General features: G+C 67.3%; 29 protein-coding genes. 16 read left to right on the top strand and 13 right to left on the bottom strand.

The genetic code is table 11. The features are described from left to right. Positions 1-33 precede the first annotated feature (33 nt). The 3 genes from S2M10_RS13465 to S2M10_RS13455 are packed head-to-tail and all read right to left on the bottom strand — an operon-like array spanning position 34 to position 1,415. Complete coding sequence (locus tag S2M10_RS13465) at positions 34-498, bottom strand: RidA family protein (protein WP_168846507.1); 465 nt, start codon at positions 496-498, stop codon at positions 34-36. Positions 499-540: 42 nt separating this feature from the next. Beyond that, positions 541-1,152: an HAD family hydrolase gene (locus S2M10_RS13460; protein ID WP_168846506.1), complete on the bottom strand. Its 612-nt coding sequence runs from the start codon at positions 1,150-1,152 to the stop codon at positions 541-543. Beyond that, the gene (locus S2M10_RS13455; RefSeq protein WP_168846505.1) at positions 1,149-1,415 is read right to left on the bottom strand and encodes a DUF3572 domain-containing protein; all 267 of its coding nucleotides are present in this window, start codon (positions 1,413-1,415) and stop codon (positions 1,149-1,151) included. Before S2M10_RS13455 ends, S2M10_RS13460 begins: the two co-directional genes overlap by 4 nt. 35 nt (positions 1,416-1,450) lie before the next feature. On the opposite strand from S2M10_RS13455, the gene S2M10_RS13450 reads away from it, so the two are divergent. Further along, positions 1,451-1,828 (top strand): response regulator, encoded by a 378-nt coding sequence (locus tag S2M10_RS13450; protein WP_168846504.1) that lies wholly within the window; start codon positions 1,451-1,453, stop codon positions 1,826-1,828. 88 nt (positions 1,829-1,916) lie between these two features. Here the strand turns inward: S2M10_RS13450 and rpmG are convergent, their stop codons facing one another. Then, positions 1,917-2,084 carry a 50S ribosomal protein L33 gene (gene rpmG, locus S2M10_RS13445; RefSeq protein WP_010125625.1) on the bottom strand — a complete coding sequence of 56 codons (168 nt, stop codon included), beginning with the start codon at positions 2,082-2,084 and terminating at the stop codon, positions 1,917-1,919. A gap of 252 nt (positions 2,085-2,336) precedes the next feature. On the opposite strand from rpmG, the gene S2M10_RS13440 reads away from it, so the two are divergent. Further along, the gene (locus S2M10_RS13440; protein WP_168846503.1) at positions 2,337-2,831 is read left to right on the top strand and encodes a DNA starvation/stationary phase protection protein; all 495 of its coding nucleotides are present in this window, start codon (positions 2,337-2,339) and stop codon (positions 2,829-2,831) included. Between the two features lie 46 nt (positions 2,832-2,877). Here S2M10_RS13440 and S2M10_RS13435 read toward each other — a convergent pair whose 3' ends face one another. Then, on the bottom strand, positions 2,878-3,195 hold the full coding sequence (locus tag S2M10_RS13435) for a hypothetical protein (protein ID WP_168846502.1): 318 nt from the start codon (positions 3,193-3,195) through the stop codon (positions 2,878-2,880). A gap of 80 nt (positions 3,196-3,275) precedes the next feature. Continuing rightward, complete coding sequence (locus S2M10_RS13430; RefSeq protein WP_168846501.1) at positions 3,276-4,112, bottom strand: metallophosphoesterase; 837 nt, start codon at positions 4,110-4,112, stop codon at positions 3,276-3,278. Positions 4,113-4,206: 94 nt separating this feature from the next. Here S2M10_RS13430 and S2M10_RS13425 point away from each other — a divergent pair, with 94 nt between their 5' ends. The 4 genes from S2M10_RS13425 to S2M10_RS13410 all read left to right on the top strand — a co-directional run bounded on the left by S2M10_RS13425 (position 4,207) and on the right by S2M10_RS13410 (position 8,680). Beyond that, positions 4,207-4,932, top strand: coding sequence for an aspartate/glutamate racemase family protein (locus S2M10_RS13425; protein ID WP_168846560.1), 726 nt, complete (start codon positions 4,207-4,209; stop codon positions 4,930-4,932). A gap of 33 nt (positions 4,933-4,965) precedes the next feature. Beyond that, a complete protein-coding gene (locus tag S2M10_RS13420) occupies positions 4,966-6,543 on the top strand; it encodes a cisplatin damage response ATP-dependent DNA ligase (RefSeq protein ID WP_168846500.1) in 1,578 nt (525 codons plus the stop codon). Positions 6,544-6,628: 85 nt separating this feature from the next. After that, entirely contained in the window at positions 6,629-7,411 is a 783-nt protein-coding gene (locus S2M10_RS13415; RefSeq protein WP_168846499.1) for a DUF4019 domain-containing protein, read from the top strand. A gap of 120 nt (positions 7,412-7,531) precedes the next feature. Beyond that, positions 7,532-8,680, top strand: coding sequence for a PAS domain-containing sensor histidine kinase (locus S2M10_RS13410; RefSeq protein ID WP_168846498.1), 1,149 nt, complete (start codon positions 7,532-7,534; stop codon positions 8,678-8,680). 4 nt (positions 8,681-8,684) lie between these two features. Here the strand turns inward: S2M10_RS13410 and S2M10_RS13405 are convergent, their stop codons facing one another. After that, positions 8,685-9,320 carry a DJ-1/PfpI family protein gene (locus S2M10_RS13405; protein ID WP_168846497.1) on the bottom strand — a complete coding sequence of 212 codons (636 nt, stop codon included), beginning with the start codon at positions 9,318-9,320 and terminating at the stop codon, positions 8,685-8,687. A 96-nt stretch (positions 9,321-9,416) separates the two neighbouring features. After that, the gene (locus S2M10_RS22990) at positions 9,417-10,229 is read right to left on the bottom strand and encodes a cold-shock protein (protein WP_168846496.1); all 813 of its coding nucleotides are present in this window, start codon (positions 10,227-10,229) and stop codon (positions 9,417-9,419) included. Between the two features lie 351 nt (positions 10,230-10,580). Here S2M10_RS22990 and S2M10_RS13395 point away from each other — a divergent pair, with 351 nt between their 5' ends. The 6 genes from S2M10_RS13395 to S2M10_RS13370 all read left to right on the top strand — a co-directional run bounded on the left by S2M10_RS13395 (position 10,581) and on the right by S2M10_RS13370 (position 15,699). Further along, positions 10,581-11,201 carry a ribonuclease D gene (locus S2M10_RS13395; RefSeq protein ID WP_168846495.1) on the top strand — a complete coding sequence of 207 codons (621 nt, stop codon included), beginning with the start codon at positions 10,581-10,583 and terminating at the stop codon, positions 11,199-11,201. Positions 11,202-11,254: 53 nt separating this feature from the next. Beyond that, positions 11,255-11,899: an LPS export ABC transporter periplasmic protein LptC gene (lptC, locus tag S2M10_RS13390; RefSeq protein ID WP_168846494.1), complete on the top strand. Its 645-nt coding sequence runs from the start codon at positions 11,255-11,257 to the stop codon at positions 11,897-11,899. Beyond that, entirely contained in the window at positions 11,899-12,441 is a 543-nt protein-coding gene (locus S2M10_RS13385; RefSeq protein ID WP_168846493.1) for an LptA/OstA family protein, read from the top strand. The genes lptC and S2M10_RS13385 overlap by 1 nt, the downstream gene beginning before the upstream one ends. Positions 12,442-12,566: 125 nt before the next feature. Further along, a complete protein-coding gene (gene lptB / locus S2M10_RS13380) occupies positions 12,567-13,349 on the top strand; it encodes an LPS export ABC transporter ATP-binding protein (protein WP_168846492.1) in 783 nt (260 codons plus the stop codon). A gap of 5 nt (positions 13,350-13,354) precedes the next feature. After that, positions 13,355-14,857, top strand: a complete 1,503-nt coding sequence (rpoN, locus tag S2M10_RS13375) for an RNA polymerase factor sigma-54 (RefSeq protein WP_168846491.1) — start codon at positions 13,355-13,357, stop codon at positions 14,855-14,857. Next, entirely contained in the window at positions 14,857-15,699 is an 843-nt protein-coding gene (locus S2M10_RS13370) for an endonuclease/exonuclease/phosphatase family protein (protein WP_168846490.1), read from the top strand. Before rpoN ends, S2M10_RS13370 begins: the two co-directional genes overlap by 1 nt. A gap of 6 nt (positions 15,700-15,705) precedes the next feature. Here the strand turns inward: S2M10_RS13370 and S2M10_RS13365 are convergent, their stop codons facing one another. The 3 genes from S2M10_RS13365 to S2M10_RS13355 all read right to left on the bottom strand — a co-directional run bounded on the left by S2M10_RS13365 (position 15,706) and on the right by S2M10_RS13355 (position 17,978). Then, positions 15,706-16,173, bottom strand: coding sequence for a hypothetical protein (locus S2M10_RS13365; protein ID WP_168846489.1), 468 nt, complete (start codon positions 16,171-16,173; stop codon positions 15,706-15,708). 190 nt (positions 16,174-16,363) lie between these two features. Further along, positions 16,364-16,969, bottom strand: coding sequence for a heme-binding protein (locus tag S2M10_RS13360; protein WP_168846488.1), 606 nt, complete (start codon positions 16,967-16,969; stop codon positions 16,364-16,366). Positions 16,970-16,982: 13 nt separating this feature from the next. Further along, positions 16,983-17,978, bottom strand: a complete 996-nt coding sequence (locus S2M10_RS13355) for a ligase-associated DNA damage response exonuclease (RefSeq protein ID WP_168846487.1) — start codon at positions 17,976-17,978, stop codon at positions 16,983-16,985. A gap of 92 nt (positions 17,979-18,070) precedes the next feature. On the opposite strand from S2M10_RS13355, the gene gyrB reads away from it, so the two are divergent. Both gyrB and S2M10_RS13345 read left to right on the top strand, forming a co-directional pair. After that, on the top strand, positions 18,071-20,566 hold the full coding sequence (gene gyrB, locus S2M10_RS13350; RefSeq protein WP_168846486.1) for a DNA topoisomerase (ATP-hydrolyzing) subunit B: 2,496 nt from the start codon (positions 18,071-18,073) through the stop codon (positions 20,564-20,566). A gap of 356 nt (positions 20,567-20,922) precedes the next feature. After that, a complete protein-coding gene (locus S2M10_RS13345; protein WP_168846485.1) occupies positions 20,923-21,255 on the top strand; it encodes a hypothetical protein in 333 nt (110 codons plus the stop codon). A 209-nt stretch (positions 21,256-21,464) separates the two neighbouring features. Here S2M10_RS13345 and S2M10_RS13340 read toward each other — a convergent pair whose 3' ends face one another. Both S2M10_RS13340 and S2M10_RS13335 read right to left on the bottom strand, forming a co-directional pair. Beyond that, on the bottom strand, positions 21,465-21,734 hold the full coding sequence (locus S2M10_RS13340; protein WP_168846484.1) for a hypothetical protein: 270 nt from the start codon (positions 21,732-21,734) through the stop codon (positions 21,465-21,467). After that, the gene (locus S2M10_RS13335; protein WP_168846483.1) at positions 21,731-22,018 is read right to left on the bottom strand and encodes a DUF1488 family protein; all 288 of its coding nucleotides are present in this window, start codon (positions 22,016-22,018) and stop codon (positions 21,731-21,733) included. The genes S2M10_RS13340 and S2M10_RS13335 overlap by 4 nt, the downstream gene beginning before the upstream one ends. A gap of 159 nt (positions 22,019-22,177) precedes the next feature. Between S2M10_RS13335 and S2M10_RS13330 the strand changes: the two genes are divergently transcribed. Together S2M10_RS13330 and S2M10_RS13325 are read left to right on the top strand one after the other, a co-directional pair. Further along, entirely contained in the window at positions 22,178-22,912 is a 735-nt protein-coding gene (locus S2M10_RS13330; protein WP_168846482.1) for an SDR family NAD(P)-dependent oxidoreductase, read from the top strand. Positions 22,913-22,949: 37 nt separating this feature from the next. Then, positions 22,950-24,209, top strand: a complete 1,260-nt coding sequence (locus tag S2M10_RS13325; protein WP_247650802.1) for a DUF445 domain-containing protein — start codon at positions 22,950-22,952, stop codon at positions 24,207-24,209. Positions 24,210-24,230 lie beyond the last annotated feature (21 nt).

Here is a 24,230-nt window from a genome sequence, read left to right as displayed (position 1 = left end):
CGGGCCGGCGTTTTTCGTTGGCGGTGCTTCGGTTCAGGAGAGTTCGATGATCGCGTCGACTTCGACGGCGGCGCCCAGCGGCAGGGCGGCGACGCCCACCGCGCTGCGGGCGTGGCGGCCGGCCTCACCGAACAGCGCCTGCATCAGTTCCGACGCGCCGTTGGCGACCTTGGGCTGATCGGTGAAATCGGCGGTGGAATTCACGAACACGCCCAGCTTCACCACGCGTTTGACTCGCGAAAGGTCGCCGTCGAGCGCCTTCTTGATCTGCGCGACAAGCATCAGGCCGCAGCGCTGTGCCGCCTCGGTGCCATAGGCGACGTCGCGGTCTTCGCCGAGGCGGCCGGTCATCAGCGCGCCGTCCTTGAACGGCAGCTGCCCGGAGAGGTGGAGCAGCCCGCCGGCCGCAACGGCCGGGACATAGGCGGCGACGGGAGCGGCGGCCTCGGGAAGGGCGAGGCCGAGCTCGGCGAGCGTGCGATCGATGGCAGTGGTCATGCCCCGACCCAACCACCGGGCGCGGGCAGGGTCAAGGCCTCGTCAGGCGCCGGCGAAGCGCTCCAGGATCCATGCTTCGGCGTCGCGCCAGTCGTCGATACGCGCATGGGCGTGCGGGGCGGGGGGCACCTTGGGAGCCAGGCTCGGCTCGGCCACCATGTGGAGCCGGAACACGTCGGGCGCATGCTTGGCGACCGATTCATGGTGGACGGCGAGATCGTCGACGAACACCGCGACCGGCGCGCCGTGCTCCGCGACCAGTTTCGCCACCGGGGCACCCTTGCCGCCCTGATTGCATTCTACGCGGTGAACGATGCCGTGATTCGCCAATTGGGTGATGCGGTGATCGCGGCAATGGTCCTGCAGGTTGGTGAGCACGACGATGTCGGCCACCGCTGCGATGCGGCCCAGCGCCTCCCGGGCGTGCGGCACCAGCGTCTGGCGCTCCATCTCGGCGGGGAAGAAGCCGTCGAGCAGCGCCCACATTTCCGGGCCCTCCAGCGTGCTGCCGTCGCCGCGCCGCCGCATGGCACCTTCGAACGCGCTGCCGTTCAAGGCAAAATCGATGTCATGGGTGTCGCCCAGCCATTCGCCGAAATGGCGCACCATGTGGAGCAGCACTTCATCGCAATCGGTGATCAGCAGCGGTTTCATGCGCGTTCCAGCTGGCGGCGGGCCTCGACCAGCACCGCGGGGGAGAGATCGAGCGCATCGGCGCACGCGATCAGATCGGGTTCGTACGATTCGAGAAAGCCGATCGCTGCGGCGAGCAAGGTGGGGTCGCCGGCCCGCGCCCGCAGCGTTGCGGGGTCCAGACCCGTGAGGTCCAGCAGGCGCGCCGCGCGCCCGGACTCGCTGAGAATCCACGCCAAAGCCTGGAGGGCCATTGTTTCGGGATTTGTCACGTCGCCCGCCATCGCCTAACACCACTGCCGCAGACTAGGGGTAGCGCGTGCCAAAAAGAGTACTCGTTGTCGAGGACAACGAACTGAACCTGAAGCTCTTCTGCGACCTGTTGCGCGCGCATGGCTATGAAGCCGAGCCGGTGCGCGACGGGCGCGAGGCCGTGCCGAGCGCACATCGCTTCCGTCCGCATCTCGTCATCATGGACGTGCAGCTGCCGCACGTCACCGGCTTCGAGCTGATCGGCCAGATGCAGGCCGATCCGGTGCTGGGCCGCATCCCGATCATGGCGGTGACCGCCTATTCGAGCCACGAGGACGAAGAGCGGATCCGCGCAGCCGGGGCGCGCTCCTATGTCGCCAAGCCGATCTCGCTGGCGCGCTTCGTCGATCAGGTCGAAAAGCTGATGGCCACGATCGAGGAATAAGCCGTGATACAGCGAAAACGCCGGACCCCCGAAGGATCCGGCGCGATGCGATCAAACAGCGCGGGCGCGGCTGGGGCGCCCGGCAGCATTACTTGATCTTCGCTTCCTTGAAGTCGACATGCTTGCGCACGACCGGATCATATTTGCGGAAGCTGAGCTTCTCGGTCTGCGTGCGCGGATTCTTCTTGGTGACATAGAAGAAGCCCGTATCCGCCGTGCTGACGAGCTTGATCTTTACGGTGGTCGGCTTTGCCATGACCCGGAACCCTTGATTCGTGCGAAAAGAAAAGAGCGGCGCGCCATGGGCACACCGCTGACAGGCGGGAGCGGATGCGCGAATCGGCCGGGAAAGTCAAGCCTTGGCGCGCACATCGCCGATCCCGCGCCCAGTGGAACCGCCGATCAGCCTGATCGGGATAATCCATCCGCATGGCTGTTTCCGTCGCGGAACCCGATCCTATATCCCGATCGTTAGGGCTACGAATCGACCGCCTTCAGGAGGACACCCATGGCTGATAATCCCGCACTCGCGACGCCGACCGACCTCAATCGCAACGATACCAAGAGCGTCGCCGATGCCCTGAACAGCGCGCTGGCGGACTGCTTCACGCTGTATCTCAAGACCAAGAACTTCCACTGGCACGTCTCCGGCCCCCACTTCCGCGATTATCACCTGCTGCTCGACGATCAGGCGACGCAGATTCTGGGTGTAACCGATGCGATTGCCGAGCGGGTCCGTAAGACCGGCAACACCACGCTGCGCTCGATCGGCGACATCGCGCGTCGCCAGACGATCTCGGACAATGACGCGGCGTTCGTGGCGCCGGGCGACATGCTCGCCGAGCTGCGCGACGACAATCTGAAGCTCGTCGAGAGCTTCCGCGCGGTGAAGGAAGCGGCCGAAGAGGCCAAGGACAACGCCACCAGCGGCATCGTCGACGAATGGACCGACCAGGCCGAAGAGCGCGCCTGGTTCCTGTTCGAGGCCAGCCGCAAGGGCTGAGCGGAAAACGGCCGGTGCTCCCCGGGGAGCACCGGCCACCCGCCGCTTATTTGATGGCGGCGAGGTCGGTTTCGACCTTCTTGAGCATCGCGTCGGTCAGCGCGCCGTTCGAGAAGGGCTGCACGGCCTTGAGGCTCATCGCCTTGAACTGATCGAGCGCAGGGTGTGACGACAGGCCCGGAATGTCGGTGTCGAGCACCGCCTTGGCCTTTTCGTCGGCGATCAGCGACTCGATCGGGGTATCGAGGTTGAACTTGGCGGCCGGGGCTGCCGCAGGGGCGGCGGCGGGCGCCGGGGTCTGCTGGGCCATGGCGGCGGGGCTCAACATGGCGGCGGCGACCGCGCCTGCGACAAGAAGCTTCATCGGAAAGGCTCTCCCTGGACGGACGCGACGCGCGCCCGAGCTGCGAGGCTAGGGGCGAATTGCGGCAGCTTTGCGAATCGTCAGCGCGCTGCTCCATCGAAGGTCAGCAGCCAGAAATCGGGCACCGCGCCGATCCGCAGCGGCACGCCGCTGGTGCCGATCCCGGCAGTGACCAGCACATTCCGGCCGGGTTCGCGGATCAGCCCGCAGACATAGCGCAGCCCATAGTGGGAGGAGGCGGTGATCGGCCCGATCAGCGGCAGCGCGATCTGCCCGCAATGGGTGTGGCCGGCCAGGACCAGCGGGTAGCGGGCGGGGAGCGTGGGAGCGATGTCGGGCGTGTGGCTCAGCACCACCGTAGGGCCCGGCAGCGCGCGCGCGGCATCATCGAGCCGCCTTTGCCGATATTTGCCATGGTAGAGATCATCGGCACCGGCGACGGTCAAGGCGCCCAGACGTACCGCTTCGTTGCGCAGCACGGTAATGCCCCGCTTTTCCAGCCAGGGCGGCAGCTCGGTCTTGCTGCACCGCTCATAATCATGGTTGCCGAGCACCGCGACCACACCGTAGCGTGCGCGCAGCCGGGCGAGCGGCGCGGTGGCCTCCTCCGCCTCATAGAGTCGCGTGCTGATCCAGCGGTCCTGCTCGACGTCACCGGCGATCAGGACCAGGTCCGGCCGTAGCGCGTTGACCTGGCCGACGATGCGCGCGAGCCGTGACGGCGTGGTCTCGGGTCCGGCGACGTGCAGGTCGCTGATCAGAACGACCCGCATCGGGGCCGCGCGCGCCGGCCAGTCGCGCATATGGATGGTCAGCCGCCGCACGACGGGATCGCGCATCGCGGTGGACAGGCCCCAGGCGACAATGCCGAGGATCGGCAGCATCAAGGCGAGCAGCAGCAGGAGGAGACGCTTCATGCCCCGGCCCTAGAGCATGGCACGCGCTTTTCGAACCCCGGCGGGCCGTGATCCGGTGGTGGATGTCGGCGGCCGGTCGTGGCACGCTGCAGGCATGCGGATGATCGGCATGCTAGGCGGGATGAGCTGGGAGAGTTCGGCAGAATATTATCGCCTGCTGAACTACGGGGTGCGCGATCGGCTGGGGCCGACCGCCTCGGCACGCTGCCTGCTCTGGTCGTTCGACTTTGCCGAGATCGAGGCGCTGCAGCATCGCGGTGACTGGGACGCGCTGGGCGATCGGCTGGTGGACGCAGCGCAGCGGCTGGAGACGGGTGGCGCCGAGGGTCTGCTGATCTGCACCAACACGATGCACCGTCTGGCAGCGCAGGTAGAGGCTGCAGTCGATATCCCGCTACTCCACATCGCGGATCCCACTGCCGCGCGCATCAAGGCCGCCGGTTTCGCCACGGTCGGCCTGCTCGGCACCGCGTTCACCATGGAACAGCCCTTCTACAAGGATCGCCTGGCGGCGCGGTACGGATTGCGCGTGCTCGTTCCCGATGCGGCAGACCGCGAAACCGTGCACCGCGTGATCTATGAGGAACTGGTCGCGGGCAAGGTGCTCGCCGAGTCCCGCGCTGCCTATCGTGTCGTCATCGAGCGGTTGGTGGCGGCGGGGGCGGAGGCGGTGATCCTTGGTTGTACCGAGATCATGCTGTTGATCGGCGCCGCAGACAGCCCCGTGCCGGTGTTCGACACAACCGCGCTTCACGCGGCCGCGGCGGTCGACTGGCTACTGGCGGCGCCCGGCGATCCGGGCGGGGCGGCCAAGGGCTAGCGCCATCCGCCACGTGCCCCCATCTACTTGGCCATGCGCGCTTTTGCCGACCTGCTCGACCGGCTGATCTACACCCGCTCGCGCAATGCCAAGCTTCGCCTGATCGGCGACTATCTGCGCGCGACGCCCGATCCCGATCGCGGCTGGGCGATGGCGGCGCTGACCGGCGCGCTCGACCTGCCGGCGGTGAAGCCTGCACTGCTCCGTGCCTTGATCGAATCCCGGGTCGATCCGGTGCTGTACGGCATGAGCCGCGACTTTGTCGGCGATTCGGCGGAGACGATCGCGCTGCTCTGGCCCGAGCCGCACGTGCCGCCGCCCGAAAGTACGCCGCTCACCCTGTCGCACGTCGTGTCGACGCTCGGGGCTCTGTCGCGCTCCGATGCGCCGGCGGTTCTCGCCGCGATGCTGGACCGGCTGGAGTCGGACGAGCGCTATGCGCTGCTCAAGCTGGCGACGGGGGCGCTGCGCGTCGGCATCTCGGCGCGGCTGGCGAAGACCGCGCTTGCCCAGGCCTTCGGGCTCGATGTCGATGCGGTGGAGGAGGTGTGGCACGGGCTGCACCCGCCCTATGACCGGCTGTTCGACTGGGCCGAGGGCCGCGCCGGGCAGCCGCGCGCCGAGGACGTGCCGGTGTTCCGTCCCTTCATGCTCGCCCACCCGCTGGAGGAGACGCAGGTCAGCCTCGCCGAATATGCGGCGGAGTGGAAATGGGACGGCATCCGCGTCCAGCTCGTCCATGCGGGCGGCGAGACCCGGCTCTACAGCCGGGCGGGTGACGACATCACCCGCAGCTTCCCCGAAGTGGCGGCGGCGTTCGCAACGCCCGGCGTGCTCGACGGCGAATTGCTGGTGCGCGGCGAGGCGCAGGGCGGCGAGGCGGGCAGCTTCAACGCGCTGCAGCAGCGGTTGGGGCGCAAGATCGTCTCCGCCAAGACACTGGCCGAGTTTCCGGCGTTCGTTCGCCTCTACGACATACTGTTCGACGGGACGGAAGACGTTCGCGCGCTGCCGTGGCAGGAGCGGCGCGCGCGGCTCGAGGCCTTCGTGCCGGGGCTGGAGCCCGATCGCTTCGATCTCTCGGCGGTGATCGATGCCGCCGACTTCGCCGCGCTGGAGGAGATCCGCGCGGGTGCGCGCGACGCGGCGATCGAGGGCGTGATGCTCAAGCGTCGCGATTCGCCCTATGTTGCGGGCCGCCGGGTGGGCCTGTGGTACAAGTGGAAGCGCGATCCCCTCACCGCCGATTGCGTGCTGATGTATGCGCAGCGCGGGTCCGGCAAGCGCAGCAGTTTCTATTCCGACTTTACCTTTGGCGCCTGGACCGAGAACGGCGAACTGCTGCCGGTGGGCAAGGCCTATTTCGGCTTCACCGATGAAGAGCTGAAATGGCTCGACCGCCATGTGCGCACCCACACGGTCAACCGCTTCGGCCCGGTGCGGGAGACGGACAAGTCGCTGGTGCTGGAGGTGGCATTCGATTCGATCCACGAATCGAAGCGGCACAAGTCGGGACTGGCGATGCGCTTCCCGCGCATCGCCCGCATCCGCAACGACAAGCCTGCCGCAGAGGCGGACAGCATCGCAGGGCTGCGCCGGCTGGTAACCTGAGGGACAAATTTCTTGGGGTGCGCCTGGGCAGGCTGGCGGGCCCATACGCCGGTTCGTACAAGCGCGGAAGGACAGGGGCAGGTTGATGGGGGATGCATCGCCACCGCAGCGCGACAAGGGCACGCTGACCGAGCGTGAGAAGACAACGCTGCGCCTGTTGCTGGCCGGGCATGACGCCAAGTCGATCGCCCGTGAACTGGGCCTTTCGGTGCATACGGTGAACGAGCGGCTGCGCGATGCACGGCGAAAGCTGGGCGTGGCCAGCAGCCGGGAAGCGGCGCGCAGACTGGCCGAGACCGAGCCGGCCGACCCCGAAAATTCGGGGGACAGGCCGTTGGGGGTGTCGGCGGAACGGCCCGCCATGGCTTCTTCCGCTCCGTCGGCAGCCCGATCGCAACGGGTGCACGGGCTTGCCTGGCTCAGTGGAGGAATGCTCATCATGTCGCTGCTCATCGCCGCCATCGTCGCCATCGGGCTGCGCGCACCGTCCGCTCCGCCGCCGCAGGCCCCTGCCGCCGCCGTCGAGAACATGCCCGCCAGCATCGATGCCGCCAATGCGTGGATGACGCTGGTCGATCAGGGCAAATGGCAGGCGAGCTGGCAGGCTGCCGCCGCCATGTTCCGCAGTCAGGTCACGGAAGCGCGCTGGGCCGAAATGGTGACGCCGGTACGGCAGCCCTTGGGCGCGGTGGTGACGCGTCGATTCCAGTCGGTGCTCAAGGCCAAGATGCTGCCGGGCGCCCCCGACGGCGACTATGAGATCCTCAAGTTCCAGACCGCCTTTGCCGAGCGCGGCGACTCGACCGAGACCGTCATCCTCGTGCGCGAGGGTGGCGGCTGGCGGGTCGCCGGCTATTTCATCCGCTGATCCGCGATCGCCTGCCCGGTGAAGGATTGGACAGGCCGTTGTCCGAAAAGCTAAGCTTGCCCCGGATTGGCACAGGCGCGCCCCGCACGCTCGTCACGCTGCCAGTTCGGGGGAGAATCGATGCGGACCAGGTCGGGCTTCGAGGCAGAGGCGTTGTCGGAGCGCTTCACCGGGCGGGATGCCCTGCTGGGACCTGCCGCTGAGGGCGTACCCGAGGCATGGCTCCGGCAGGTCGCCGAGCATAGCGCGCGGCAGGGGGACATCTTCCTCGAACTGATCAACAAATGTCCGTTCGGCATTTATCTCGTCGATGACGGCTTCACGATTGTCGCGATGAACGAGCGCGGCCAGGAAGGGGCCTTTTGCAACGTCCGACCCGTCATCGGCCGGCCATTTGACGAGGCGATCCGCATCCTTTGGCCGGAAGCCGTGGCGCAGCGAATTGTCGGCCACCTTCGCCACACACTGGAAACGGGGGAGGCGTTTCGCTCGCAGGCGTTCGTCGAGGCTCGCGCCGATGTGGATATGGTGGAGGGCTATGAGTGGGAGCTTCACCGAGCCCGCCTGCCGGACGGCCGGCAGGGCGTGATCTGCTATTATTTCGATGCGACCGAATTGCGCGAGACCCAGCGCGCACTGGCCGAGGCGGCGCGGCATCAGCGGCTGTTGATCGACGAACTCAATCACCGCGTGAAGAACATGCTCTCGGTCGTGCAGGCGCTGGCGCGGCAGACGATCGGGCGCAATCCCGATCCCGTCACGGCCCAGCGGGCGTTCGAGGGGCGGCTCGGCGCGCTCGCCCGCGCCCATGACACGCTGACCAAGGTGCATTGGGAGAAGGCCGAACTCGCCGACGTGGCGGAAGGCGCGATCGATTCCTGCGGCGTCGCCGACCGGGTGCGGATCGGCGGGCCGGTGATCTGGCTCGATTCGCGCATCGCGGTCACGATGGCGATGGCGCTGCACGAACTCTGCACCAATGCGCTCAAATATGGTGCGCTTGCGGGCGAGGCGGGGTGGGTCGAGTTCGAATGGCAGGTCGAGCCGGGGCCGCCGCCGCGCCTGCATCTCGCGTGGCGCGAGCGGGGCGGTCCTCCGGTCGTCGCGCCCACGCGGCAAGGATTCGGCACCCGCATGCTGGAACGCGCGCTGGCGGGCGACCTGCAGGCGCAGGTGCGGCTGGATTTCGCGCCGGAGGGGCTGACCTGCACGATCGTCGCGGAAGCACCCGCGCTGTTCGAGGGGCCGGTCGCAGCTGCGGCGGGCTAGCGGCTCAGGCCGCCTGTGGGCGGTGCTGCGCGTCGGCGACGACCGGAAGAAAGGGCAGGACCACGCCGATCGCCTGCGCAACCGTCGCGGTCTTCTCGCCGACAGGTGCGACATAGTGGAGCGCTTCCCGCGCCGCCTCCAGCCCGCCGCCGCGCGCGAGCATCCAGGCGGCGAGATATTGCGAGGCCATGCAGCCGCCGGCGGTCGCGACATTGCCGTGCGCAACGAACGGCGCGTCGATCACGTCGATGCCGGCCTCGATCACCCAGGGCTTGGTGGTGAGATCGGTGCAGGCGGGCAGCGCGCCGATCAGGCCCAGCTTCGCCAGCACCAGCGTGCCCGAACACTGCGCGCCGATCAGCTGGCGTTCGGGATCGAGGCGGATCTGCGCGAGCAGATCGGCATCGGCGGCGATCTCGCGAGTCTTGCTGCCGCTGCCGATGATCACGGCATCGGCCTCCGCCGCGAACGCCAGCGGGCGCTGGCGCCGGATCGTCACGCCGTTGAGCGAGGTCACCTCCTCGCTGGGGCAGGTGATGTGCGCCGCCCACCCGTGCGCGCGCATGCGGTTGAGGATTGCCGCAGCGATGAAGCTGTCCAGTTCGTTGAAGCCATCAAAGGTAAGAACGGCGATCTGCACAGGCGTGTCTCCTACAGACTATCGCCGGGACGAGGCGCAAAAGAAAAGGCCGGGCGTCGCCGCCCGGCCCCTCCTGTGCGTTAGTAGCCGGTCGGCTTACTGCTGCGGCGAAAGGTTCACCGCCGCGTACTTGCCGCGACGATCCACTTCCAGCTCGAACTCGAGCCGGTCGCCTTCGTTGAGCGTCGGCATGCCGGCGCGCTCGACGGCCGAGATGTGCACGAACGCATCGGGCTGGCCGTCATCGCGCTGAATGAAGCCGAAGCCCTTCATCGCGTTGAAGAACTTGACCGTGCCGGTCGCCTTCTCACCGGTCAGCTGGCGCTGCGGGCCGCCACGCGGGGCACCGCGGTCGCCGCCGAAGCCGCCACCCGGCGCCGCTTCGCGCGGTGCGCGCTCGACGACTTCCATCGGCTCGCCGTCGATCTTCAGCGTGGTCGCCGAGATGCGGCCGCCGCGATCGACAAGCGTGAAGCCGAGCGGCTGGCCTTCCGCCAGCGCGGTCAGGCCTGCCTGTTCCACCGCGGAGATGTGCACGAAAACGTCCTCGCCGCCGTCATCGCGAACGATGAAGCCGAAGCCCTTTTGCGCGTTGAAGAACTTAACGACACCGGTGCCTTCGCCGATGACCTGGGGCGGCATCCCGCCGCCACCGCCGCCGCCGCCGCGGAAACCACCGCCGCCGCCGCCGCCGAAGCCGCCGCCACCGCCGCGGAAGCCACCGCCGCCGCCGCCGCCGAAGCCGCCACCGCCGCCGCCGAAGCCGCCGCGACCGCCACCACCAAAGCCGCCGCGATCTTCGAAGCCGCCGCCGAAGCCGCCGCCGCCGAAGTTATCGTCGCCGAAACCATCGCGCTTGTCCCTGCCGCGCCCACCGCGCTCGCCGCGACGTCCTCTATCGAAACTCATGCCCTGTTCGTCTTCCCGGTTCGCCCTACAAACTACCAATCAAAACCCGAGCGCCGGACGAAAAACGCAGGTCTTCCGGCGCTAACGTAGCGCCCGGGGCAGAGTCATACTCCAAAAAAACAGGGTGCGCGAACGAAAATCGCGCGCATGCCCGCGTTTGCGGCAGGAAAGTGTCCGCGCGGCAACGGTGGTGACGTTTTCCAGGCACGGTTTGCGCGTACCGATCATATGGGATCGATCCGGGCGCTTGAGGAAATCGCGGCGCACATACCGCGCGAATCCGGGAAATGCAAAGCAGTGCAGGTGCGGCAAGGCATTGAGGTGCGGCGCCAACCCCGCTACGCGAGCGCGATGACCGTCCATTTCCACGAAGAAGATCTGCCGGAAGGCGTGTTCGCGCCCGGCGCCGCCATCGCCGTCGACACCGAAACGATGGGCCTCGTCACGCCGCGCGACCGGCTTTGCCTGGTCCAGCTGTCGGACGGGTCCGGCGACGAGCATCTGGTGCGCTTCGGCCCGCAGTCCAACTATGCCGCGCCCAATCTCCGCGCGGTGCTGGCGGATCCCGAGCGGCTGAAGCTGTATCACTTCGCCCGATTCGATCTGGCGGCGATTCGCTTCTATCTCGGCGTCACTGCCGGGCCGGTCTATTGCACCAAGATCGCCTCGCGCCTGGTGCGCACCTACACGGATCGCCATGGCCTGAAGGATCTGGCGCGCGAACTGGTGGGTGCGGAAATCTCCAAGCAGCAGCAGTCGTCCGACTGGGGCGGCCCGGATCTTTCGGAAGCGCAGCGCGACTATGCCGCCTCCGATGTGCGGTTCCTCCATGCGATGAAGGTCGAGCTGGACAAGCGACTCGAGCGCGAAGGCCGGACGGAGATGGCGCAGGCCTGTTTCGACTTCCTGCCCTGGCGCGCCGAGCTCGACATCGCCGGCTGGCCCGAGGTGGATATCTTCGCCCATGCGTGATCGCGCGGATCGAGTGGTTGTCTTGGCCGTTTCGGCTCCCCACAAGGGAGCCTATGTCTGAGATCGCCGCCCGTCTGACCACGCAGAAGCGCGCCTGGGCCCATCCCGGGAGCAGCCACGATCGCGCCGTGCGCGTCGCGCTGGTGCTGCTGCCGATCCTGATCGGCGCGCTTGCCGCGTTCCTGGTCAGCGCGCCGCTGTTCATGGGCGGCGACGTGAGCTTCGTGCTCGACAAGAACAAGGTGGCGATGTCGCCCGAGCGGCTGAAGATCGTCGCGGCCGATTATCGCGGCGAGGATGCCAAGGGCCGCCAGTTTGAACTGCATGCAGGCTCCGCGGTGCAGCGGAGCTCGGCCGAGCCGGTGGTGCAGCTCAACGAACTCAACGCGCGGCTGAGCCTGACCGACGGGCCCGCCACGCTGGTCGCCAATCACGGGCGCTACAATCTCAACACCGATCAGATGATGATCGACGGGCCGATTCGCTTCCAGACAAGCGACGGCTATCTGCTCAACACCCATGACGCTACGCTAGACCTGAAGACGCGCCAGCTGGAAAGCGGCGGGGCGGTGACCGGCAATACCCCCACCGGCACCTTCCGCGCCGATCGCCTGCGCGCCGATCTCGACAAGCGGCTGATCTCGCTCGAAGGCAATGCGCACTTGCGGATGACGCCGAAGCCGGCAAGGAGGCCCTGATGACCCGCGCTCTCGCTCCGCTCGCCCTCGGGCTGCCGCTGCTGCTCGCCGCCGTACCCGCTGCCGCGCAGGTCCGGCATGATTCGAACGCCCCGATCGATTTCGACGCGAAGAACATCCAGCTGGACGACAAGGCCAACCGCGCGATCCTGAGCGGCGGGGTGGTCATCAAGCAGTCGGACATGACCCTGCGTGCAGCGCGCGTGACGGTCGCTTACAGCGGCAGCGCGCTCAACGGCTCGCCCCAGGCCTCGCGGCTCGACGCCACCGGCGGCGTGACGGTGACGCGGCCGAGCCAGACCGCGCGCTCCAGCTATGCGGTGTACGATGTCGATCGACGGATCATCACGATGATCGGCAATGTCACACTGCAGCAGGCGGGATCGAACACGGCCAACGCGGCAGGCCCGCGGCTGACGATCAATCTCGACACCAGCCGTGCCACCTTCGGCGGCGCACCTGCAGGGCCGGCGACGCAGAATTCGGGCGGCCGCGTGACCGGCCGCTTCTCCGTGCCTGCGCGCGACACCACGAAGCAATAAGCCGGGGCATTGCCACGGTACGCCGTGCAAAGCCTTTTCTTCGCGCGCGTTATCATGCAGGAACCCTGCCAAGCGGCCACGCTTCGGGCGGGGACCAGACCAGCGTTCACCTAGCAGGAGCCGTCATGACCGACGTCGCCATCGCCGCCCCCGAAAGCTCCGCCCCGGATCCCGTGCCGCTGCCCGATCGCGGGCTTGCGGTGGTCTCGATCGCCAAGTCGTACGACAAGCGCACGGTGCTCACCGACGTGTCCGTCTCGGTCGGGCGCGGCGAGGTCGTCGGTCTGCTGGGGCCGAACGGCGCAGGCAAGACGACCTGCTTCTATTCGGTGATGGGCCTGGTGAAGCCCGACAGCGGCCGCATCATGCTCGACGGCGAGGATATCACCCGCCTGCCGATGTATCGCCGCGCGATTCTCGGCCTCGGTTATCTTCCGCAGGAAACCTCGATCTTCCGCGGGCTGAGCGTGGAAAAGAACATTTCCGCCGTGCTGGAGCTCGCCGAGCCTGATCGCGACGCCCGTCAGGCGCGGCTGGACGAGCTGCTCGACGAGTTCGGCCTCACCCGGCTGCGCACTTCGCCCGCCATGGCGCTGTCTGGCGGCGAACGCCGCCGTGCCGAGATCGCCCGCGCGCTGGCTGCCAACCCGACGATCATCCTGCTCGACGAACCGTTTGCAGGCATTGATCCGATCTCGATCGCCGACATTCGCGACCTGGTGAAGCAGCTCAAGCAGCGCGGCATCGGCGTGCTGATCACCGATCACAATGTCCGCGAGACGCTGGAGATCGTCGATCGCGGCTATATCATCTATGACGGCCGGGTGCTGTTCGCCGGCTCGCCCGACGATCTGGTACGGGACGAGAATGTCCGCCGCCTGTATCTCGGCGAGAGCTTCTCGCTCTAAATGCGATGAGTCTCGCGCCTCGCCTCGATCTGCGCCAGTCGCAATCGCTGGTGATGACGCCGCAGCTCCAGCAGGCGATCAAGCTGCTGGCGCTCTCGAACCTCGAGATCGAGACCTTTATCGCCGAGGAGGTGGAGCGCAACCCGCTGCTCGACGCGCAGGGCGGCGACGACGGGCCGCCGGAGCCTGCCGATAGCGGCGACGATTTCGAGCCGCGCGACGGCCCCGCCGATGCCAGCGAACTGATCCTCGGCGGCGAAGCGACGGGGGAGGCGGCGCTCGACGTCGATCTCGCGACCGAAGCCTTTCACCATGATTCGGTTAGCGACATGATCGGTGGGCTGGACGGCGGCCTCGGCATGAACGGCGTGGGCGGCGGCGGATCGGAGGAGGGGCCGGATCTCGACAGCCTCGGCACCAGCGATCTCAGCCTCGCCGACCATCTGCTCGCGCAGGCCGGCTCCGGCGTCTCGGGGCCCGACCTGTTCATCGCCCAGCACCTGATCGACCAGATCGACGAGTGCGGCTATCTCACGGTGCCGCTGCGCGAGATCGCCGAGCGACTGGGCGTGCCGCTCGCCCGCGTCGAGGCGGTGCTGGGCATCATCCAGACCTTCGATCCCACCGGCGTCGGCGCACGCGACCTTGCCGAGTGCCTCGCGCTCCAGGCCAAGGAGGCGGACCGCTACGATCCGTGCATGGCGCGGCTGATCGACAATCTCGAGCTGGTCGCGCGCGGCGACCTCGGGCGGTTGCGGCGGATGTGCAATGTCGACGACGAGGACCTCGCCGACATGATTCGCGAGCTGCGCAACTATGATCCCAAGCCCGGCTGCCGCTATGGCGGCGATCCGGTGCCGGCGGTGACCCCGGACATCTTCGTCGCGCGGCGCGGCACCGGCTGGGCGGTGGAGATCAACGCCGCGACCCTGCCGCGGGTGCTGGTGAACCGCGCCTATTATGCCGAGGTTTCGGGCGGCAAGCAGGACAAGGCGAGCAAGGCCTGGCTCAGCGACATGCTCGCCAGCGCCAACTGGCTGGTCAAGGCGCTCGACCAGCGCCAGCGCACGATCATCAAGGTGGCGAGCGAGATCGTGAAGCAGCAGGAAGGCTTTTTCCTGAAGGGCGTCGCGCATCTCCGCCCGCTGACGCTGCGCCAGGTGGCGGATGCGATCGAGATGCACGAATCGACCGTCAGCCGCGTCACCAGCAACAAATATCTCAGCTGCGCGCGCGGCCTGTTCGAGCTGAAATATTTCTTCACCAGCGCGATCCAGTCGGCCGATGGCGGCGAGGCGGTGTCGGCCGAGGCGGTGAAGAGCGCGATTCGGACGCTGATCGCCGCCGAGGAGCCGAAGAAGATTCTATCCGACGACACGCTCGTGGAAATGCTCAATGCGAAGGGCTTCGATATCGCCCGCCGCACGGTGGCGAAATATCGCGAGGCGATGGGCATCGGCAGCTCGGTGCAACGCCGCCGCCAGAAGGCACTCGAAGGAGCGGGTTGATGCAGCGTTTTTGGGGTTTTGTGGCGGCGCTTGCCGCGATGCTGGCGTGCGCGCCCGTACTGGCGCAGGGCGCGCCCGCGCTGACGGTGATGAGCCTCAACATCCGCATGCCAAGCGACGGCGATGGTGCAAATCTGTGGGAGAAACGCCGCGACCTCACCTTCGCGACGATCCGCGCAGCCGATCCTGACCTGATCGGCACGCAGGAGCTGTTCCAGCGCCAGGGCGACGATGTCGTCAGGGCGCTGCCGCAGTATAGCTGGTTCGGCACCGACCGCTTTGGTGGCCACAAGGACGAGCATATGGGGATCTTCTACCGGCGCGACCGGCTGAAGATCGTAGAGCAGGGCCAGTTCTGGCTTTCGGACACGCCCGAGGTGCCGGGCAGCATCAGCTGGGGGCACCCCCTGCCGCGCATGGTGACCTGGGCGACGTTCGAGACGCGCGAGGGGCGCCGGTTCCGCTTCTACAACACGCATTTTCCCTATCGCGACGAGGACGAGGCCGCCCGGACCCGCGGTGCGCAGCTACTGTCCGATCGCGTCGCGGCGGGCCCCAAGGAGCTGCCGGTGATCGTCACCGGCGACTTCAACACCACCGTCGACAAGCCCGCCCATGCGGTGCTGGCCAGGACGCTCGCGGACGCGTGGATCGCGCGCGCCGACCATCAGGGGCCGGACTTCACCTTCCACGGCTTCACCGGCAAGGGCGATCGCCGCATCGACTGGATCCTGACGCGCGGCTTCGCAGTCGAGCGGATCGCGACGATCGATACGCATCGGGGCGAGGTGTACCCGAGCGACCATTATCCGGTCGTCGCCCGCGTGCGCTTCGAGCGCTGAGCGGGTTCAGCCGCCGGGGCGCAGGCCGCCTTCCACCAACATCATCGTGATGCTGCCCATGTCGGTATATTGGAGGGCGCCCGCCAGCGTACCGACGACGTTGGGGTCCTGCGCGAGATCCATCAGCGCGACGCGGCCGAGCGCGGTGAAGCTGTTCTGGAGGGCACCGGGATCGTTTTTCATCCGGTCCATCGCCTGGGTGCGGCAGTCGCGCGTGACGAGGCGAGTGATCAGCTGGCCCGCCTGTTGGCTGGCCTGGACGCGACGGCCCTCGTCGACCTTCACCATGTCGCGCACCGCGGCGCTCTGAGCGACGGCGGCAAACACCCACCGAATCAGTACGTCACGGTCCGCTCGGCTGGTGCGGGCGCGGAGGCACTCGCCGAACGGATCGCGCGCCTGGGCCTGCGCGGCGGCGGGGGCGAGCAGCGAGGCGAAGGCCGTGGCGGCGGCGAGGAGCGGGCGAATCGTCATGGGGAGTCCCATTAGGAGAGCTCCGCGGCAAGATCGCGGCAAAAGATCCTCCCCCTGGAAGGGGAGGGGGACCGCCGCCGAAGGCGTTAGTGGAGGGATGTCCCCGTCGAAGCGGAAGTACACTCTTCCACCGCTGACACCCCTCCGTCGCGCTGCGCGCGCCACCTCCCCTTCCAGGGGAGGATCGAATTCAGAGCGCGATCAGCACTTCGTTGCGGCGGAGCGGGCCGGGAATGAACGGCGAGTTGTAGAAGGCATATTCCACCGCGCCGCCGTTGATCCCCTTGGCCGCCAGCCAGCTGCGCAGCTCCGCCTCGCGCTTCTCCAGCGCCGCGTCATCGGGCGATCCCGAGAAGCGCAGTACCGCCACGCGTCGCGCAGGGCGGGTGGTCAAATCGACATTGTCCGACGGCTTGGGCAGCGTCGCCAGGGTGAACTTGGACGGCATCACGAACTGGGTCCGCCAGCTGGCGTCCTGCTTGGTGCTGAGCACCGGGGCGGTCATCGCGATCTTCTCGCCGCCGCTGCCGCCATTGTCGCCGCGCCGCTTGGCGAAGATATAGTCGGCGAGGCGCGAGAAGCCGGCGTTCAGCGCCGCCTCGCGGGTGCCGATCGCACGCGTTTCCGCCACCACCAGCTCGGGATAGTCGCGGATCTCGAAGGCGCCGTCCTTTTCCACCAGCGTGAAGGGCGGCTGTTCGCTCGCCTTCTCGAACGCGTAATAGGCCGCCGCCCCCGCGACCACCGCGCCGCCCAGCAGGCCGCCTACCCAGGCCCAGGTCTTGCCCTTTGCCATCACCAAATCTCCCTCAATCGTCTTCGTCCTCGAACCCGGCGAGATCGAGCGCACGGGCGCGGATCTGCCGGAGCTTGCACCAATGTACCAGCGCATCCTCACGGCCATGTGTCACCCACACTTCGCGGGGCGCCAGTTCCTCGATGGTGCGGGTCAGCTCGTCCCAATCGGCATGGTCGGACAGGATCAGCGGCAGCTCGACATTGCGCTGGCGGGCGCGCTGGCGCACGCGCATCCAGCCGCTCGCCATCGCGGTGATCGGATCGGGCAGCCGCCGCGACCAGCGATCGTTGAGCGCGCCCGGCGGACATAGGATGATCCGCCCCTCAAGCTCCTTCTTCGCCACGCCGGTGGCGGGGCGCAGCTCGCCAAGCGCCACGCCATGCTCGACATAGAGGTCGCACAGTGCCTGGAGCGCGCCGTGGAGATAGATCGGATCGTCGAAGCCCATGCCACGCAGCTCGGCGATCACCCGCTGCGCCTTGCCCAGCGCATAGGCGCCGACCAGCACGCAGCGCTCGGGTTCGGTGCGGAGCGCGGTCAGCAGCTTGTCGATCTCGTCGGTGGTCACGGGGTGGCGGAATACCGGCAGGCCGAAGGTCGCCTCGGTGATGAACACGTCGCACTTGACCGGCTGGAAGGGCGTGCAGGTCGGGTCCGGCCGGCGCTTGTAATCGCCCGAGACGACGATGCGCTCGCCCGCATGGTCGAGCACGACCTGCGCCGAGCCCAGCACATGGCCGGCAGGCACGAACCCCACCTCGATCGGACCCAGCTGGATGCTCTCGCCATAGTCGACCGGCCGTCCGTTCTGCGGCCCGTAGCGCGCCGCCATGATCGCCAGCGTACCCGGCGTCGCCCATACATCGCCATGCCCGCCGCGGGCGTGATCGGCATGGCCATGGGTCACGATCGCGCGCGCGACCGGCTTGGACGGGTCGATCCACGCATCCGCCGCCGGAAGGTAGATCCCGCAGGGATCGGGGGTGAGCCAGCTACCAAGCGCCATGCCGATCGATATGGGATCGCCGCCCTCGATTGCGAGGCGGCAAGCTGCCCATTTTGCTTTCGTTTCGGCCCCTGAATCCCTATATCCTCGGCATGGCAGACACTCCGAAGACGAACGATCCCAACGCGAACGAGTATGGCGCAGATTCCATCAAGGTCCTGAAGGGCCTGGACGCAGTCCGCAAGCGCCCCGGCATGTATATCGGCGATACCGACGACGGTTCGGGCCTCCACCACATGGTGTTCGAGGTCTCGGACAACGCGATCGACGAGGCGCTGGCCGGGCATTGTGACCTGATCCTGATCACACTCAATCCGGACGGGTCGGTTTCGGTCGAGGATAATGGCCGCGGCATCCCCACCGGCATCCACTCGGAAGAGGGCGTGTCCGCCGCCGAAGTGATCATGACCCAGCTCCATGCGGGGGGCAAGTTCGAGAACACGTCGGATTCGAACGCGTACAAGGTCTCGGGCGGTCTGCACGGCGTGGGCGTGTCGGTGGTCAACGCGCTCAGCGAGTGGCTCGATCTCAACATCTGGCGCGACGGCGAAGAGCATTACATGCGCTTCCGCCACGGCGATGCCGAGGCGCCCTTGAAGGTGATCGGCCCGGCGAACGGCAAGAAGGGCACCCGCGTGACCTTCCTCGCCAGCCCCGCGACCTTCAAGATCACCGAATATGATTTCGACAAGCTCGAGCACCGCTACCGCGAGCTCGCCTTCCTCAATTCGGGCGTGCGGCTGTTCCTGCGCGACGCCCGGCACGAGGAAGTGAAGGAAATCGAGCTGTTCTACGAGGGCGGCATCGCCGCGTTCGTGAAGTGGCTCGATCGAAACAAGGTCGCGCTGATGCCCGATCCGGTGGCGATCAGCGGTACCCGCGACGACGTGACGATCGACGTCGCGCTGGAGTGGAACGACAGCTATTACGAAAACGTCCTCTGCTTCACAAACAACATCCCGCAGCGCGACGGCGGCACCCACTTGGCCGCCTTCCGCGCGGCACTGACCCGCACGCTCAACAATTATGCGGAAAAATCGGGCGCGCTGAAGAAGGAGAAGGTCTCCCTCACCGGCGACGACATGCGCGAGGGCCTGACCGCGATCGTCTCGGTCAAGCTGCCGGACCCCAAGTTCAGCAGCCAGACCAAGGACAAGCTGGTCTCGTCCGAAGTCCGCCAGCCGCTCGAAAGCCTGATGGCCGACAAGCTGGCCGAGTGGCTGGAGGAGAACCCCGCCGTGGCGCGCCAGATCATCCAGAAGGTGATCGACGCCGCCGCCGCGCGCGAGGCCGCCAAGCGCGCCCGCGAGCTCACCCGCCGCAAGGGCGTGATGGACATCGCCAGCCTGCCGGGCAAGCTCGCCGACTGCCAGGAGCGCGATCCCGCCAAGTCCGAACTGTTCCTGGTCGAGGGTGACTCGGCCGGCGGCTCGGCCAAGCAGGGCCGCGATCGCCATTTCCAGGCGATCCTCCCCCTGCGCGGCAAGATCCTCAACGTCGAGCGCGCGCGCTTCGACCGGATGCTGAGCTCGAAGGAAATCGGCACGCTGATCCAGGCGATGGGCACCGGAATCGGCCGCGACGATTTCAACGTCGAGAAGCTGCGCTACCACAAGATCGTCATCATGACCGACGCAGACGTGGACGGCGCGCATATCCGCACGCTGCTGCTGACCTTCTTCTACCGCCAGATGCCCGAGATCATCACGAACGGGCACCTCTATATCGCCCAGCCGCCGCTCTACAAGGCGACCAAGGGCCGCTCCGAGGTTTACCTCAAGGACGACAATGCGCTCGACCAGTATCTGGTCGATGCCGGCGTGGGCGGCACGGTGCTCGACACCAACGGCGCGCAGCGCTCGGGCGAGGATCTGCGCACGCTGGTCGAGCATGCCCGGCGCATGCGCACCCTGATGCGCTACGTGCCGCGCCGCTACGACCCGATGATCATCGAGGCGCTGGCGCTGGGCGGCGCGCTCGATCCGTCGGTGAGCCGCGAGCGCCATGCCGAGGAGCTGAAGACCGTCGTGCAGCGGCTCGACGCGGCCGATGCCGATGCCCGCTGGAGCGCGCGCATCACCGAGGACGGCGGCTATCATTTCGAGCGGCTGTGGCGCGGGGTGACCGACCACCACATCGTCGAGGCGAGCTTCCTCGTCTCGGCCGAGGCGCGCAAGCTGCATGCGCTGGCGGCCGAGCAGGCGGCGGCGTACCTTACGCCGTCGAAGCTGGTGTCGAACAAGGGGCTGGCGACCGAGGTCGACGCGCCGGTGGCGGAGGAGGACGCCCCCGTCGCGGTGGGCAAGGGCGAGACCCTGGTGTCGCGCCCGTCGCAGCTGCTCGACGCGATCCTCGCCTTCGGGCGCAAGGGCCTGGCGATCCAGCGCTACAAGGGTCTGGGCGAGATGAACGCGGAGCAGCTGTGGGAGACCACGCTCGACCCGCAGAACCGCTCGATGCTGCAGGTAGCGGTCGATCAGGCCGACGTGGCGGACGCGATCTTTACCCAGCTGATGGGCGACGTGGTCGAACCGCGCCGCGAGTTCATCCAGGAAAATGCGCTCAGCGTCGCCAATCTCGACGTTTGATCGGCCGGTCGGCTGGCGGGTGACGCGAGGAGATCCTTACCAGCGAGGGGGCGGTTGAAGTCGGTTTTGGCTTTTACCGCCCCCTTGCAGTGTTAGCGGGAGCGGCTTGAGCCCGTCTGTTGTTAGCTAACGGGGCCATGGAATCGCCAAGCGGGTTGGCTGCTCACGCCCCAATAGCGGACACAATGCCTTTGGGTTATCGTGAGGCATGCTTAAGAAGCTCGTTACGGCGATTTTGGTGACAACGTGGAGCTTCCCAGCTTCAGCGCTCTGTATCTATCGCGGAGTGGATAAACGCAAAAACTACTATCGCTCAGGAGTTTAGAGACTCGCGATGGGTGGTGCGTGCTCATGTCGTGTCAGTCGACTATCATTGGTCGGACGAAGATGAATCTTGGGCGCTCTACCGGCTTAAGGTTGTAAAATCCTACAAAGGCAATCTGACGAGTCAGTTCACGTTTTTCACTGAGCGTAACAGTGGTGGTTTTTACATGGACGGCAACGGTGGTGGGCCAGACCTGGATAGAGATTATCTACTGTTCCTGACGCCCCAACCATTTGAAAGGGGCCAGCCAGCGTCCGCTAAGGGTGCGTTGTGGGTCAATTACAACTGCGGCCAATCGAAGGTCTGGAACGAGGTTACAGCCGGTGAAGCTGCAGAGCTTGCTTTGCTTTCTCGACACCGCTGATCGACGCTTCCCACCCACTTTCAGCCCGCTGGGTCCAATGCGAACCGGGCGTAGTTTCCCTCTCCCGCCTGCGGGAGAGGGAGGGAGCCGCCGTCAGGCGGCGGAAGGGTGAGGGTGTGTAAGGAGCATGCGGCCCTCTCCTTCGCCCGACTCACCCTCACCCCGGCCCTCTCCCGCAAGCGGGAGAGGGAGATGGGCGCTGCCCCGCTTCAATCGCCAAGCCGCTCGGCCAGCGCCGCGATGCCTTCGCCTTCGAAGCGATTGGCCGCGGCGCCATCGATGTGCACTGGATGGTCGAGGATCAGCACGGCGTGCGCGCGGTGGTCGGGGTCCAGGTCACGCCATGCGCGCACCGCCTCGCCCAGATTGGTGACCTCGGCGATGTCGCCGCCGCCGCGCACGACATTCTCCAGCGCTGCGCTCATCGTCCAGTCGATCGGCGGGTTCCGGGCGTCGTCGCCCCAGCGTGCCTCGGTCATGCCTGGTCCTCGCGGTCGAGATCGTTCTCGCTGATAACGATGATCGGCCGGTCCGGGCCCTTGGCAAGCGCCGCCAGGGCGGCCTGCGCGATCGGGTCGCGGTAGCGGCGGAAGCGCTCTTCGGCATCGCCGTCGGGCTGGCTGCCGCTCAGCGCTTCCAGCACGCTATACTGCACCGCGAACTGATACGCGTCGCCGTCGACCTGGCCGCCGAACTCGAGCTGGCGATCGTCGAGATTGTCGAACAGGGTGGTGTCGTCGATTTTCAGCTGCTGTGCAGACATTCCAAATACTCCATCGGTCAAGGATCGAAACCGCAGGGGCAGGGGCGCGGTTCCGCTGCCGGCAGTTCCGCCCCGGTTGCTGCGCCCCGCGCAAAAAGCTGATCCAAAGCGCGTCGGCGTGCGTATAGGAGGGGAAACCCGTTACGCTCAGGAGTTGCCATGCCTACCGTACTCATCACCGGCGCCACCGCCGGGATCGGCGAAGCTTCGGTCCGCGCCTTCGCGGACGCCGGCTGGCACGTCGTGGCGACCGGCCGCCGCGCCGATCGGCTGGAAAAGCTCGCCGGCGAGCGCGTCCACACCCTCGCCTTCGACATTCGCGACGAAGCCGCGCGCGATGCGGCGCTGGGCAGCCTGCCCGCGCCCTTTTCCGAGATCGACCTGCTGATCAACAATGCCGGCCTCGCGCTCGGGCTGGAGCCGGCGCAGCAGGCGTCGCTCGATAACTGGCGCACGATGATCGACACCAATGTGACGGCTTTGGTCTCCATCACCCACAAGCTGCTGCCGGCCCTCGTTGCGCGCAAGGGCGGGATCATCAACCTCTCCTCGGTGGCAGCCAACTACCCGTATCCGGGCGGCAATGTGTACGGCGCGACCAAGGCCTTCGTCCGTCAGTTCACGCTCAACCTGCGCGCCGACCTGATCGGTACCGGCGTCCGCGTCACCTCGATCGAGCCAGGCATGGTGGAGACCGAGTTCACGCTCGTGCGCACCGGCAGCCAGGAAGCGTCGGACAAGCTCTATGGCGGCGTGAACCCGATGACGGCGGAGGACATTGCCGAGACGATGCTGTGGGTAGCGACGCTGCCGCCGCATCTGAACATCAACACGCTGGAGCTGATGCCGGTGAACCAGGCGAACGGCCCGTTCGCGGTGCATCGCGAAGGCTGAGCGGAGCGCTGACCGACTTTCCGGCGTTGCACGGATCATGAGTCTTTCCCCACGCCTCCGCCAGGACCCGCCGCCCGCCGCCCTTCGGCGGATGCGGATGGTCGCGACCGGCCTCTTGCTCGCGATGGCGGCGCTGTTCCTCGCAGCGCGCCAGTTCCAGGGCCTGCACCCCGCGATCCCCTTTGTTCGCGCCTTTGCCGAGGCGGCGATGGTCGGCGGGCTGGCCGATTGGTTCGCGGTGACGGCGCTGTTCCGCCACCCGCTCCATCTGCCGATCCCGCACACCGCCATCATCCCGCGGAACAAGGACCGCATCGCCGAGACGCTCGGCCAGTTCCTCCGCGCCAACTTCCTGATCCCGCGCGTCGTCGCGCGGCGGATGCAGCGGCTGGACATGGCGGCGGCAGCGGGGCGCTGGCTCGCCGCGCCGTCGCACGGCACCGGTCGCATCGGCGCGGGTGCCTCGCGGCTGGCGGCCAACATCCTCGAATCCTTCGATCAGGAGCGGCTGGGCGGGATGGCCAAGGGCGCCATTGCGGGCCGGCTGCGGGCGATCACGGTCGCGCCGCTGTTCGGCCAGGCGCTGGCGGCGGCAATCGCCAATGGCCGGCATCTGCCGCTGCTCGATTCGATGATCCGCGGCGGCGCGCGCATTTTGGAGGCGAACGAGCATCTGATCCGCGAAATGGTCCATGCCCGCGCAGGATCGGTACTGCGCTGGACAGGCTTGGACGAGACACTCTCTACCAAGATCATCGAGGGGCTGAAGAAGCTGATCGACGAGCTGGCCGAGGATCCGCAACACCCCGTCCGCGCCAAGATGGAGGAGGGGCTGGAGAGCCTCGCCGAGCGCCTTCAGCATGATCCCGAGCTGCGGGCGCGGGTGGAAAGCTTCAAGCTGGAGATGCTGGAGAATGAAGGGTTCCAGCGCTGGGTGGATGGGCTGTGGGAGCAGAGCCGCGCGGCGATGCTGCGGCTGGCGCGCGACCCCGAGCGGGCGCTGGGCGGGCGGATGGGCGAGGCGCTGCGCCAGTTCGGCGGCACGCTGCAGACCGATGCGAAGCTGGCGCGGACGATCAACCGATTCGTACGGCGATCGGCGGTGGGCGCGGCGTCGGACTATGGCGACGGCATCGTCCGGCTGGTCTCCGACACGATCCGCGGCTGGGATGCGCAGACCGTGACGTCGCGGCTGGAAAACGCGGTAGGTCGCGATCTGCAATATATCCGGATCAATGGTACGGTAGTGGGCGGGCTGGTCGGCGTGGCGATCCACGCGGTGGATGTGTTGTTGTAGGCACGGCAAGCCCGCTCTCTG

It is taken from the genome of Sphingomonas sp. S2M10, from assembly GCF_012650175.1.
In the GTDB taxonomy this organism is placed as follows: Bacteria; Pseudomonadota; Alphaproteobacteria; order Sphingomonadales; family Sphingomonadaceae; genus Sphingomonas.
The sequence above is the reverse complement of the archived record's forward strand: the minus strand, read 5'-3'. Positions and strand labels throughout refer to the sequence as shown.